This is a genomic window from Streptomyces sp. NPDC050418, from assembly GCF_044458745.1.
GTDB lineage: Bacteria > Actinomycetota > Actinomycetes > Streptomycetales > Streptomycetaceae > Streptomyces.
In genome coordinates, this window is sequence record NZ_JBITIG010000016.1 from 140,064 (window position 1) to 152,427 (window position 12,364).

General features: G+C 71.8%; 13 protein-coding genes and 2 tRNA genes. 3 read left to right on the top strand and 12 right to left on the bottom strand.

The window, feature by feature from the left end:
* Nucleotides 1-10: 10 nt before the first annotated feature.
* The 5 genes from ACIBI4_RS32115 to ACIBI4_RS32135 form a co-directional block, all read right to left on the bottom strand.
* A complete protein-coding gene (locus tag ACIBI4_RS32115; RefSeq protein ID WP_399207706.1) occupies nucleotides 11-2,068 on the bottom strand; it encodes a glycosyltransferase family 39 protein in 2,058 nt (685 codons plus the stop codon).
* Nucleotides 2,065-3,378, bottom strand: a complete 1,314-nt coding sequence (locus ACIBI4_RS32120; RefSeq protein WP_399207707.1) for a glycosyltransferase — start codon at nucleotides 3,376-3,378, stop codon at nucleotides 2,065-2,067. The genes ACIBI4_RS32115 and ACIBI4_RS32120 overlap by 4 nt, the downstream gene beginning before the upstream one ends.
* Before the next feature lie 25 nt (nucleotides 3,379-3,403).
* Entirely contained in the window at nucleotides 3,404-4,999 is a 1,596-nt protein-coding gene (locus ACIBI4_RS32125) for a sensor histidine kinase (protein WP_399207708.1), read from the bottom strand.
* Nucleotides 4,996-5,763, bottom strand: coding sequence for a response regulator transcription factor (locus tag ACIBI4_RS32130; protein WP_399207709.1), 768 nt, complete (start codon nucleotides 5,761-5,763; stop codon nucleotides 4,996-4,998). Before ACIBI4_RS32130 ends, ACIBI4_RS32125 begins: the two co-directional genes overlap by 4 nt.
* Before the next feature lie 83 nt (nucleotides 5,764-5,846).
* The gene (locus ACIBI4_RS32135) at nucleotides 5,847-6,776 is read right to left on the bottom strand and encodes a DUF2797 domain-containing protein (RefSeq protein ID WP_399207710.1); all 930 of its coding nucleotides are present in this window, start codon (nucleotides 6,774-6,776) and stop codon (nucleotides 5,847-5,849) included.
* Here ACIBI4_RS32135 and ACIBI4_RS32140 point away from each other — a divergent pair.
* A complete protein-coding gene (locus tag ACIBI4_RS32140) occupies nucleotides 6,775-7,365 on the top strand; it encodes a putative glycolipid-binding domain-containing protein (protein WP_399207711.1) in 591 nt (196 codons plus the stop codon). The two genes, ACIBI4_RS32135 and ACIBI4_RS32140, sit on opposite strands and share 2 nt — an antisense overlap.
* Here the strand turns inward: ACIBI4_RS32140 and ACIBI4_RS32145 are convergent.
* Both ACIBI4_RS32145 and ACIBI4_RS32150 read right to left on the bottom strand, forming a co-directional pair.
* A complete protein-coding gene (locus tag ACIBI4_RS32145) occupies nucleotides 7,355-7,699 on the bottom strand; it encodes a DUF1330 domain-containing protein (RefSeq protein ID WP_399207712.1) in 345 nt (114 codons plus the stop codon). The two genes, ACIBI4_RS32140 and ACIBI4_RS32145, sit on opposite strands and share 11 nt — an antisense overlap.
* Nucleotides 7,700-7,820: 121 nt before the next feature.
* Nucleotides 7,821-8,480 carry a hypothetical protein gene (locus ACIBI4_RS32150; RefSeq protein WP_399207713.1) on the bottom strand — a complete coding sequence of 220 codons (660 nt, stop codon included), beginning with the start codon at nucleotides 8,478-8,480 and terminating at the stop codon, nucleotides 7,821-7,823.
* Between the two features lie 169 nt (nucleotides 8,481-8,649).
* Here ACIBI4_RS32150 and ACIBI4_RS32155 point away from each other — a divergent pair, with 169 nt between their 5' ends.
* Entirely contained in the window at nucleotides 8,650-9,300 is a 651-nt protein-coding gene (locus ACIBI4_RS32155) for a DUF4232 domain-containing protein (protein ID WP_399207714.1), read from the top strand.
* 21 nt (nucleotides 9,301-9,321) lie between these two features.
* Here the strand turns inward: ACIBI4_RS32155 and ACIBI4_RS32160 are convergent, their stop codons facing one another.
* From ACIBI4_RS32160 to ACIBI4_RS32180, 5 genes are all read right to left on the bottom strand, one after another.
* The gene (locus ACIBI4_RS32160; RefSeq protein ID WP_399207715.1) at nucleotides 9,322-9,927 is read right to left on the bottom strand and encodes a dihydrofolate reductase family protein; all 606 of its coding nucleotides are present in this window, start codon (nucleotides 9,925-9,927) and stop codon (nucleotides 9,322-9,324) included.
* 118 nt (nucleotides 9,928-10,045) lie between these two features.
* Nucleotides 10,046-10,118: transfer RNA gene (locus ACIBI4_RS32165), tRNA-Arg, on the bottom strand.
* 138 nt (nucleotides 10,119-10,256) lie between these two features.
* Nucleotides 10,257-10,769, bottom strand: a complete 513-nt coding sequence (locus tag ACIBI4_RS32170) for a DinB family protein (RefSeq protein WP_399207716.1) — start codon at nucleotides 10,767-10,769, stop codon at nucleotides 10,257-10,259.
* Between the two features lie 102 nt (nucleotides 10,770-10,871).
* Entirely contained in the window at nucleotides 10,872-11,477 is a 606-nt protein-coding gene (locus ACIBI4_RS32175) for a DUF4822 domain-containing protein (RefSeq protein WP_399207717.1), read from the bottom strand.
* Nucleotides 11,478-11,615: 138 nt separating this feature from the next.
* Nucleotides 11,616-11,706 (bottom strand) — tRNA-Ser (locus ACIBI4_RS32180).
* 191 nt (nucleotides 11,707-11,897) lie between these two features.
* On the opposite strand from ACIBI4_RS32180, the gene ACIBI4_RS32185 reads away from it, so the two are divergent.
* Nucleotides 11,898-12,362 carry an SSI family serine proteinase inhibitor gene (locus tag ACIBI4_RS32185; protein WP_399207718.1) on the top strand — a complete coding sequence of 155 codons (465 nt, stop codon included), beginning with the start codon at nucleotides 11,898-11,900 and terminating at the stop codon, nucleotides 12,360-12,362.
* Nucleotides 12,363-12,364: the final 2 nt, after the last annotated feature.

Here is a 12,364-nt window from a genome sequence, read left to right on the forward strand (position 1 = left end):
CGCTGTATAGCTATTTTGCGGACGTCAGGTCGTACAGGGTGGCGTCACCCACCGTGACCTGCTTGAAGTTCTCCTGGACCCACTCGCTGATCTGCGATCCGGTGCCATTGCCTCCGCTCATGCCGCCGCCCATGCCGCCGTCCATGCCGCCGCCCACGAAGTAGTGGATCTTCCCTTCCTTCACGTACTGCTTGAACTGGGCGAGGGTCGGGGACGGGTCGCTGCCGTTGAAGCCGCCGATCGACATCACCGGCCGCTCGGTCGCGAGCTGGTAGCTGGCCTGGTTCTGCGAGCCGATCGCCGCGGCGACCCACGTGTAGGAGTCGGCGTCCGCCAGGAGCTTCGCCTTGGTCTTCGCGTCGACGGTGGTGCCGTTGAGGAGGCCGCCCATGCCTGCGGCTCCGGGGGCGCCTTCGCCTCCGCCAGGGGCGCCGCCTCCTTGTGGCTGCCCTCCGCCCGGGAAGCCCGTGCCCTGGTTCTGGCCCTGGCCCTGGGCTTGGGCCTGCCCCGGCGGCTGCATTCCGCCGCCACCGCCGCCACCGCCGCCAGGGCCACCGCCGCCCGGGCCGCCCCCGCCGGGACCACCACCCCCAGGCGCACCCCCACCGGGCCCGCCCCCGCGCCCGCCGGCGACCGTGGGTCCCGCCGTGACGATCGATCCGGAGTGGCCCTCGCCGAGGGTCGTCAGGGTGTACGCGGCCGGGCCCGCCAGGCCCGCGAAGAGGCTCAACCCGACGGCGGCAAGGGCGACTTGGCGGCCGAGGCGGGCCGCCACCAGGACGCACACCGCGCCCAGCACGCCTGCCGCGAGGACCGCCCACCGCAGCCACGGCACGTATCCGTCCGTGCGGCCGAGCAGCACGTACGACCACCAGGCCGTGCCTGCGACTGTCGCGGCGAGCGTGCCCGAGGCCCAGAGCCGTCCGCGTTCCTCCCACAGCATGGAGGCGCCCTTGCCGACGAGGGCCGCGATGTACGGGGCCAGTGCCACCGTGTAGTACTCGTGGAAGATCCCCTGCATCCAGCTGAACACCGCGGCCGTCACCACCAGCGCGCCGCCCCAGGCGAGCAGCGCCGCGCGGGCCGGGTCCGTGCGGCAGGTGCGGCGGGTCAGCCAGAGGCCCGCGAGCAGCAGGACGAGGGCGGCGGGCAGGAGCCAGGCGATCTGGCCGCCGATGTTCGAGGCGAAGAGCCGGTCGAGTCCGGTGGCGCCCCAGCCGCCGCCCTGACCTCCGCCCCCTCCTCCGCCGCCCACGCTTCCGGTCTCCTCGCCGTTCAGGCGGCCGAGGCCGTTGTAGCCGAAGGTCAGCTCCAGGAAGGAGTTGTTCTGCGAGCCGCCGATGTACGGGCGCGAGGACGCGGGCCACAGCTCCACGATCGCGACCCACCAGCCGCCCGACAGCAGCAAGGCACCGGTGGACAGGGCGAGTTGGCCGAGCCTGCGGCGTACGGACACGGGGGCGCACACCGCGTAGAGGAGGGCGAGCGGCGGCAGGATCAGGAACGCCTGCAGCGTCTTCGCCAGAAACGCGAAGCCGACCGCGACGCCCGCCCACACCAGCCACTTGGTGCGGCCGTGCTCGATGGCCCGCAGAACGCAGTACACGGTGACCGTCATCAGGAGCGCGAGCAGCGCGTCCGGGTTGTTGAAGCGGAACATCAGCGCGGCGACGGGGGTCACCGCGAACACGGCGACCGCGATCAGGCCCGCGCCCGCGGAGAAGCGGCGTCGTACGGCCGCGTACAGCACCGCCGCCGTCCCCACGCCCATCAGGACCTGCGGAAGCAGGATCTGCCACGAGCCGAGGCCGAAGGCGCGTACGGACAGGGCCATCGGCCAGAGTGCGGCGGGCGGCTTGTCGACGGTGATCGCGTTGGCGGCGTCCGAGGAGCCGAAGAAGAAGGCCTTCCAGCTCTCGCTGCCCGCCTGGACGGACGCGGAGTAGAAGGAGTTGGCGTAGCCGGACGCGCTGAGGTTCCAGAGGTAGGCGGCGCCCACGAGGAGCAGCAGCCCGAGGAAGGCGGGCCGGGCCCAGCGCGGGCCGGCGGGCTGAACGGCGAGCGTCATCGCTGCTCCACCTCCCGCGCCGGGGCGGTCTGTTCCCCGAACACCCACACCCGGAACAGCAGAAACCTCAGCACCGTCGCCGCCAGATTCGCCGCGATCAGCACGATCAGCTCGGTGGTGTGCGACGGACGCCCCGCCGCCGCCCCCAGCGCGGCGAGCGATCCGCTGGTCAGGGCGAGCCCGATGGCGAAGACCACGAGCCCCTGGGCCTGGTGGCGCACGGCGCGCTCCCGCCCCCGTACGCCGAAGGTCAGCCGCCGGTTGGCCGCGGTGTTGGCGACGGCCGAGACGAGGAGCGCGGCGGCGTTGGCGGTCTGGGCGCCCAGTGCGGGCAGCGGGCCGGGGCCCGCGCGGAAGAGGGAGTAGAGGAGCAGATAGAAGAGCGTGGACAGCGCGCCGACCACACAGAAGCCGACCAGCTGACGGGTCAACCCTCGGGGAACTCCTGCCAGTTGACGGTCGCGCGGATCATCCCCGAAGGGCCGTACGAGACGGTCGAGGGGCAGCGCGCCCACGGCGAGCGCGCGGCCCACGCGCCAGACGCCCTTGAGGTCGTCGGTGGCCGTGCGCAGGATATGGACGGTGGAGTGCGGGTCGTCGACCCAGTCCACCGGCACCTCGTGGATCCTCAGGCCCGCCCGCTCGGCCAGCACGAGAAGTTCCGTGTCGAAGAACCAGCCCGTGTCCTCGACCAGCGGCAGCAGCCGCTCGGCCACGTCCCGCCGGATCGCCTTGAACCCGCACTGCGCGTCCGAGAAACGGGCCTGCAGCGAACCGCGCAGGATCAGGTTGTACGTCCGCGAGATGAACTCCCGCTTCGGACCGCGCACCACGCGTGCGCTGCGCGCCAGCCGTGAGCCGATCGCGAGGTCGGAGTGCCCGGAGATCAGCGGGGCGACCAGGGGGAGCAGCGCGTTGAGGTCGGTGGACAGGTCCACGTCCATATAGGCGAGGACCGGGGCGTCCGACGCGGACCACACCTCGCGCAACGCCCGTCCGCGGCCTCGGAGTTCGAGGCGGTACGACTCCACTTCGGCGAGGTGCGCCGCCAGGTGGGCGGCGATCAGCGGGGTGGCGTCGGTGCTGGCGTTGTCCGCGATGGTGATGCGGAAGGCGTACGGGAAGGTCTCGGCGAGGTGGGCGTGGAGCCGGCGGACGCAGGGTTCGAGGTCCCGCTCCTCATCGAGGACGGGGATGACGACGTCGAGGACCGGGGTGCCCCCGGCACCCGTACCGGCCGCGGCGGGCAGATGCCGCCGCGCCGGCAGGGTCCGGGCGGGCCCGGGTGACGGGCGAGGTTCAATGGGCATGCCCCGACCCTCGCCACGCGCCCTGTCATGGCTGTGTGCTGAGCCTGTGGGGTGGCTGTGACTGCGCCTGCGGCTGCGCCTGTTGCTGCGCGATCGCCGCGGCCCGGTCGGCTCCGGGGTCCGCGCCCGACGCGGGCGGTTCGGCTCCGGGGTCCGCTCCCGGCGCGGGCAGTTCGACCGTGAACACCGTCCGCCCCGGCCCGCTCTCGACCCCTGCGCTCCCGCCGTGCGCCGCCACCACGGCCCGCACGATCGCGAGGCCGAGCCCCGTCGACCCGGCGTTCCGCGACCGCGAGGCGTCCCCACGGGCGAAGCGCTCGAAGACGTACGGCAGCAGGTCCGGCGGGATGCCGGGCCCGTCGTCCTCGACCTGGAGCCGTGCCGTCGTGCCGCACGCGAGAGCCCGTGCCGTGATCGTGGTGCCGGGCGGGGTGTGGGTGCGGGCGTTCGCGAGGAGGTTGACCAGGACCTGATGCAGCCGGGCCGCATCGGCGCCCACGGACACCGGGGTGTCGGGGAGTTCGAGCCGCCACCGGTGGTCGGGGCCCGCGGCCCGCGCGTCGCCGACGGCGTCCGCCACGAGCAGCGACAGATCCGTGGCCTCGTACGCCAGGGGGCGTCCGGCATCGAGCCGGGCGAGCAGCAGCAGATCCTCGACGAGTCCCGTCATCCGCGCCGCCTCGGACTCGATCCGGGTGAGCGCACGGCGCGTGTCGGGACCTGTCTCCTCGCGTCCGCGGCGCGTCAGCTCGGCGTATCCGCGGATCGAGGCCAGGGGCGTACGCAGCTCATGACTGGCGTCCGCGACGAACTGGCGGACCCGTGTCTCGCTGTCCTGGCGGGCCCGGAGCGCGTCGTGCACATGGTCGAGCATCCGGTTGAGCGCCGCGCCGACCTGGCCGACCTCGGTGCGCGGATCGGCGTCGGGGACGCGCGGGTGCAGGGCGGGTTCGCCGTGGTGCAGGGGGAGTTCGGCGACGTGGGTGGCGGTGGCGGCGACCTTGCGCAGCGGACGCAGGGCCACGCCGACGAGGACGGCTCCCGCGATCGAGGCGGCCACCAACCCGGCGCCCGCGACGCAGAGTTCGACGACGATCAGCGTCGAGACGGTGTTCTCGACACCACTGGTCGGCACGCCGACCAGCATCGCCCCGTAGTCCGGACTGGCCGTCGACTGCACCCGGTACGCGCCGAGCCCGGGCAGCTCCACGGTGTGCGGGTTGCCGTCCTGCGCGACGTCGCCGAGCGCCGTACGCACCTCCGCGCCGAGGTCGGCGACCTGCGCGGGCCGGCCGTCGTCGCCGCCCGGCTCGCTGATCCGGGCCTCGGTGACGGTGTCGCCGGACACGGTCGCGCCGAGCGTGCCGATGTCCTGGCCGCCCAGCGCCAGGAAGCGGAAGGCGTCACGGGGCAGCTCGTCGGGCGCGGGCGCCGTGCCCTCGGGGCTCTTGCCCGGCCCGGCCGCGCGCTTCGCCACGTCGGCGAGCTGCTGGTCGAGCCGCTCGTACAGATAGGAGTGCAGCGCGACCGCCGTCACCGTGCCGATGACCGCGCACACGACGGCGATCAGCGCGACCGCCGAGACGACAAGCCGGGTCCGCAGGGACCGCGGCGGTCTCATCGGGCGCCGGCCCCCGCGGGGGCGGCGGGCTGCGGTGCCTCGGCGGGCTTGATCAGATACCCGGCGCCGCGCCGCGTATGGATCATGGCCGGCCGTCCGGCGTCCAGCTTCTTGCGCAGATACGAGATGTAGAGCTCGACGACGTTGGCCTTGCCACCGAAGTCGTAACTCCACACCCGGTCGAGGATCTGCGCCTTGCTGAGCACGCGCCGCGGATTGCGCATCAGATACCGCAGCAGTTCGAACTCGGTCGCGGTGAGCTGGATCTGCTCGCCGCCCCGCGTCACCTCGTGGCTGTCCTCGTCGAGCGTCAGATCACCCACGGTCAGCAGGGACTCGCTCCGCTTGGCCGCCGCGCCCGACCTGCGGATCAGGCCGCGCAGCCGGGCCACGACCTCCTCCAGACTGAACGGCTTCGTCACGTAGTCGTCGCCGCCGGCCGTCAGCCCGGCGATCCGGTCCTCGACCGCGTCCTTCGCGGTCAGGAACAGCACGGGGACATCCGGCAGATCGGCCCGGATCCGCCCGAGCACGGTGAGCCCGTGCAGATCCGGGAGCATGACGTCGAGGATCACGGCGTCGGGACGGAAGGCGCGCGCGGCCCGGATGGCGCTCGCACCGTCCTGCGCGGTCTGCACCTCCCAGCCCTCGTAGCGCAGGGCCATGGCGAGCAGCTCGGTGATCGCGGCCTCGTCGTCCACGACCAGCACCCGTACGGGAGAGCCGTCCGGCCTGAACAGTTCGGTACGTGCGTCGGTGGTCATGGGACCGACGATCCCGGGCGCCGGTGAGAGCAACCTTTCCCGAATCTGTGAATTCCCTGAGAAACGGCTCTGAGGTTCCTCCCTCAGAACAGCCCGCCCTGCACCCCGCCGAGCTCCACCGTCGGCACGGTCACGGCACCGCCTCCACCGAGGTTCCCCAGGGCACCGGACTCCTCGGCCCCGACCGCCTCCAGCTGCCATCCCGCCATCAGACGCGCGTCGATGACCACCCCACGGCCGCCCACATCGAGGTGCAGATCGGGCCCTGCGGCCCCGGACAGCCGCCCCGCCACCACGCCCCCGTCGACCAGCTCCCGCACCACCGCCCGGGCCGGCGGCAGACCTTCGAGACCGAACTCCCCACGGTGCTCGACCACTTCGCACCCCGCCGCCGCCATCGACTCGGGCCACCCGGTGAGCCGCACGGCGCGCGCGTGCGCCGCGCTCACCTCCGCCACCCACTCCTCGACCGGCGGCAGCGCGGTGCGCACCGTCCGCTTCCGCGCGTACGGAATCCTGTCGGGCACCCCGAGCGCCACCCCGACCAGTGCCTCCACGCGCCGCGCCGCCATCAGCGGGCCCCGCCCGAGCCAGGTGAACGCGACGGCGCCCTGCTCCAGGAGCCGCGCCGAGCCCCGCTCGTCCGCCGTGATCCCGACCTTCAGCAGCCCCGGACCGAAATACGCCAGGTAGACGGCGTACGGCCGCGGATCATCGGCCATCGTGTCGGCCGCCACCGAGTACGAACGGTCGATCCGCGCGCACTCCGGGCACTGGGCCCGGGTCGACCGCGCGGGCACCGTCATGCCCCGCGGGCACGGCGTGTGCCGGCCGCCCCGCCACACGCCGAGACACGAGCGCTCTCCCCGTACGACGAAGGCCGCCTGCTGTCCGTACCCGAGCACGCTCTCGCGCCCGTCCCGCCCGGGCGCCCACCAGCCGAGCACCGGCCCGCCGCCCCGCCACCGCACACCCGTGCACCACCACGCCATGGGGACCATCCTGGTACCCATGACTGACAGTCGCGCCACGGACCGCACCCCGGCCCTCACCCTGACCTGGCAGATCACCGAGACCGGCGGCTTCGAGACCGCCTGGATCACCCCGACGGGACCGCGCTCCTTCACGGCCCGCGGCCGCGTCTTCGCGGCGCTCCCGCACCCGTACTGGCTCTCATACGCGCTCGAGACCGGCCCCGACTGGATCACCCGCACACTCTGCGTGACGGCCGAAACCACCGACGCCACCGCCCGGTTGGACCTGCGCCGCTCACCCTCCGGGCGGTGGACGGCGAACGGCGGGGAGCTGCCCTGGGCGGGCCAGGACACCCTCGACTGCGACCTGGGCTTCTCCCCGCTCACCAACACGATGCCGGTGCTCCGCCACGGCCTGCACCGCACGCCCGGCAGCCGCGGCTTCCACATGGCGTGGATCTCCGTCCCGGACCTGTCGGTCCACGCCTCACCGCAGACGTACGCCCGCGAACTCGCGGACCGCCACGTCCACTTCACCTCGGGCGACTTCTCCGCGGAGATCGACTTCGACCCCGAAGGCTTCGTGACGAGCTACGAGGGCCTGGCCCACCGCCTCGTCAGCCCTTGAGCACCTCACGCAGCCCGGCCGCCGTCTTCGTCGCGTCGTACCCCTCGGGCACGCCCTTGATCATGATGAGGTCCCCGTCGAGGTGCCGCGTCCTCAGCGGCGCGATCTCCCGGTACGCGTCCGAGTCCCACCAGGCACGCGCCTCGTCGAGCCCGGGGAACCCGATCATCACCACGTCCTCCTCCCAGGTCCCCTCCAGCACCTCGTGCGGCGTGACGTGCACGAGGAAGCGCCCGCCGTACGGCTCGAAGGTGCCGGGAATCCGCTCGATGTACTCGGCGAGGTCCTCGTGCAGGGGACCCTTGCGCAGACGGGCAATGACGTACGCAGACATGAGAACCTCCGGCGTCGTGGATCATCCGCGGTCACGGACACATCCCGATGCTGACACCCCCGCCGGGACGGGGCGATTACCTGCCGGGTAATACCGGGTCATGCCCGTCACCACGGCGGCCTCAGCAGCTCTGAAAGAAGAACTCCGCCCGTTCCCCCTCGGGCGAGAGGAACAGATAACCCACCCCCGTGTCCCCGAAGTTCACCGCGAACGGAAGCTGACACGAGTCGAACTGCGCCACCAACTGCCAGTCCTCACCCGGCAGATCGTCCCCCTGCAGCCAGACCGGCACGACCCCCGGCCCGCCCAGCTGGTTCATCCGTCTGCTGTCCCGCTCGTCCTTCTGCCGCTCCTCCAGCTCCTCTTCGAGCCGCCACGCCCGGTCGTCGTCGTCCTCCCCCTCGACGGGCTCCAACTCCCGCTCCACATCGGCGAATTCCACCACGTCGACGACCTTCAACCGGTGCGCCTGCTCCAGCACGGTCGGCCCGCCAACCGCCGCCCTGAGCTCGCACTCCTCACTGACCTGCCCACCGGGCTGCACCACGGCGATGTGCTCCCCGGAGCACTCGACGGCGAACAAGTACACCGCCCGGTCCACACCCCCACCACCGGCATCGGCGGCCACCCGGAACTGCCCCACGAACTCCGCAAGCTCCCCGTCCCCCCATTTGACGGGCCACTGCGGCACCGGCCCCACCCACTCGGGCTGCCCACCGACCCAGCCCTCGCCGCGCTGCGCCTCGCCCGCCGCCTCATACTCCGTGAACCGATACCGCATGCGCCCTCTCCCCGTACGTCACCGCATCACAGCGGAATCTTCCGTGATCGGTAACAGCACCTCGCGCCCCGAGAGTTGTGGCCCGTGCGCGGGCACAATCGGTTCGCCATCGATGGGCGCCGACCCTGCACGGCCGCTACCGGCCTGCATGCCGATCACAGGGGGAACCATGAACGCTGTCGTACGTCACCGCAAGAGTCCCAGAGGCTGGAAGTCCTACGCGCTGGGCGCCGCGGCCGTCGCCGCGCTGCTCGCGACCACCGCATGCGAGCCCGGCTCCGACGGCGCCTCGGGGGACGGGAAGTCCTCGGACCGTCCTACGGCGACGGCGACGAGCTCCTCGAAGCCCGGCGACGGCGAGAGCACAGAGGGGGACGGCGGTACCGGCCTCTGCGCCATGAAGGACCTGACCTTCGCCGCACAGAACTACGACGCGGACGGCGAGCCGGTCCGCCACCTCCTCATCGTCGCGACCAACGCCGGCGACAAGAAGTGCGACCTCGTGAACTACCCCGAGGTCACCCTCGGCGACGCCCAGGGCCCGGCCCCGGTCAAGCCCGGCACCGACTCGGGCGAGCCCGTCACCCTCGCCCCCGGCGACGAGGCGTACGCGGGCCTGCTGGCCACGGGCGGCAAGATGGACACGTACGACGTGAAGTCCATGAAGATCACCCTCGGCAGCCCCGGCGGCGAGACCGAGGCGGAGCCCGCGATCGACCTCCCGATGCCGGTCACCACGTTCCCGGCCGACGACGGCCAGCGCATCACGCACTGGGCCGCCACGGAGGGCCTCGCGATGCGCCCGGTCACCTCGTCCTGACCCGGCCCCGCCCGCTCGGCGTCACGCGGGGACGCCGAGCGGGGGGTGCGCGAGGACGGTCGGCTTGTACTCGACCAGCTGGAGGCCGCCTTCGAAGGTGCGGTGCTCGGTCATCTCCAGGGACACGTCCGGATAGCCGTCGTAGATCCGCTCCTCGCCCGTGGCGCCGGTGATCACCGGGAACATCACGACCCGGAAGCGGTCGACCAGACCGGCGCGCAGCAGGGACCGGGTCAGACTGAGGCTGCCGAGCGTGCTGAGGAGACCCGCGCCGTTCTCCTTCATCGCACGGACCGTCTCGACGGCGTCGTCACGGACGAGCGTGGTGTTGGCCCACGGCAGGGGGTCCTCGAGCGAGGAGGAGAACACCACCTTCTTCGCCTGAGTGAGCTCGTCGACGGAGGCCTCCTCCTCGGGCCTGAACTCGTCAAGCCCGTCCGGAAGCTTGCCTTCGGCGAAGCCCGACATCAGCCGATAGGTGTTCGCCCCCATCAGATACGTGGCCTCGGGCTGCTCACCGAGCCACGCGAGATACTCCGGACTCTCGAGCCCCCAGAACCCGGGCCAGCCCTCGCCCGACGCATAGCCGTCGAGGGAGGTGATGAAGTCGACGAGAAGCTCCGACATGGCAGTGTCCTTTCCTACGGGGTCACTACCTTGGACCGGCGGGCAGCCACAAACTCATCGGACACCGCACGGGCAACGCGAAAGGCCCCCGGATGATCTCCGGGGGCCTTCGTCGATGTGCACTCGGCAGGATTCGAACCTGCAACCTTCTGATCCGTAGTCAGATGCTCTATCCGTTAAGCTACGAGTGCTTGTTCTTCGTCTTCGCTGCGGCGCTTCTGCCCCGCTCGCGGCGACAGGAAGAACATTACATGACTGCCGCCGCCATGTGAAATCCGTTTACCGCACCCCTTGTGAGCTGCGGAAACGTTGAGATCCGCACATATGGACTACACGCCGGTCGCGCCGTCGACGCGTTCGCGGAGCAGGTCGGCGTGGCCGTTGTGGCGGGCGTACTCCTCGATCATGTGGACGTGGATCCAGCGGAGGCTGACGTCCTGGTTCATGAAGCGGCCGGTGGTGGTGAGCTCGCGGTCCGTGCAGAGCTTGCGTGCGTACGCGGTCTCCTCGCGCCAGATCGCCAGTGCGCCGGAGAGGGTCGCGTCGGGTGCGAGGTCGAAGCCGCCGTCCGGGCCGTCCGGGTCAGCCTCGGGGTCGAAGATCGGCGGTGCCTGCTCGCCGGCGAGGACGCGGCGGTACCAGTTCCGCTCCACCTCCGCCATGTGCTGGACGAGGCCGGTGAGCGTGAAGGGCGAGGGCGGCGCGGAGGCCGTGGCGGCCTGGGCGTCGGTCAGGCCCTCGCATTTGCGCGCGAGCGTCGCGCGGTGGAATTCGAGCCAGCCTTCGAGGGTGGTGCGCTCGTCGGCGTTCAGCGGCGGCAGGGGGCGTTCGATCGCGGTCATGCCGTGAGCGTCGCATCCCGCACTGACAATCGGAGGGCGGAAACGACTCGGGGAGCCCGGTCCGTGGACCTGGGCTCCCCGAGGCTGAGTGCGGATCGCCGGTCAGCGGGCGTTGCCGTTGTTGAAGTGGTACTCGCCGTTGCCGCCCTGGTTGCCGTTCGCGCCGGGGCCGCGGCCGTCGGTGCCGGGCTCCACGTGGTTCGTCTTGGTGTGGACGATGTCGTAGTACACGGCGGTGTTGTCGGGGTTCGGGAAGACGCGGTACGTGAACACGTTCTTGTCGAGCTGCGTGATCGGGACGGTGCGCTCGAAGAGCACCTTGCCGTCCGCGTCCTTCGCGTTGATCCAGCGCTCGGAGCCGTCGGGGGTGACGGTCCAGTCGCCCTGCAGCTTCGGGCTGTCGTCGAGGTTGTACATGGTGTACGTGCCGTCGGCGTCGAAGTACGCCCAGCCCACGAAGTTCGCCACGGCCGGGTCGTCGAGGGCGACGCGGTTGCCGTCCTGGTCGAGCGCGCGGGTGGTCTTCCACGGGGTCGAGGCGAGCACGTCGGACGGGGTCGCGTCCTTGTGTGCCGCGGCGGCGGCCGCGGGGGCCGGTGCGGCAGGGGCGTCGGCGGCCATGGCCGAGGCGGGCACCAGGGCGCCCACGGCGATCGCGATCGCGGAGGCGGTGAGAGCGGAACGGCGGGAGATGCGGGAGATGTTCATGTCTCAACGGTAGGTACGGCACCGGGGCGGGCTTGTCATCCGATCGGCTACGGATCGGTGCTCCGAATCGCCGACCCCGACCTCCGGAAACGACTCAGGGAGCCCGGCCCGTTCGGGCCGAACTCCCTGGTCAAGGTGCGGAGGCGGAGGGATTTGAACCCTCGATGGGATGTAAGTCCCAAACCGCATTAGCAGTGCGGCGCCATAGACCGGACTAGGCGACGCCTCCAGCTGCACCTGCGCGAGCGCGTGGTGCGTTGCAGATGATGACACAGCCCAGCGGGGTGTCACCAATCGACCCCCACGGTACTAGGCGGTCGGGCGGCAGGGCAAAGAGCTTTGCGGCGCGCGCAACGTCCGGGGCCTGTGGGCGTTGAGCACGGTGGTCCGTCCCCCGTCCCCGTGCTTCCTGGAGTTTCCATGAAGGTCCGTCGTCTCGCCCTTGCCGTGGCCGCGTCCGTCGCCGCCGTGACCGTCGTGCCTACCGTCGCGCACGCCGACGAGGTGCCGCCGCGGGCCCTGCCCGTGCCGCAGCCGGATGTGCTCACGATCACCTCGGGCGGCGGGGCGGCGGCTCCTTACGTGACGTACGAGCTGAGCTGTGAGGCCGACGGGAGCGGGGGCGGGAGTCATCCGCGGGCGGACGAGGCGTGTGCGCGGCTGGCGGCCGTCGGCGGGGAGGGGCGGGATCCGTTCGCGGCGGTGCCGGCGGACGCGCTCTGCACGCAGCAGTACGGCGGGCCCGAGACCGCGCGGATCACCGGGACGTGGCACGGGCGTCAGGTGAGCGCGGAATTCGACCGGAGCGACGGCTGCGAGATCGGGCGGTGGCAGCAGCTCGTGCCCGTCCTGCCCGAGGCGGCCGGCAGCACACATGCCTGGTGAGC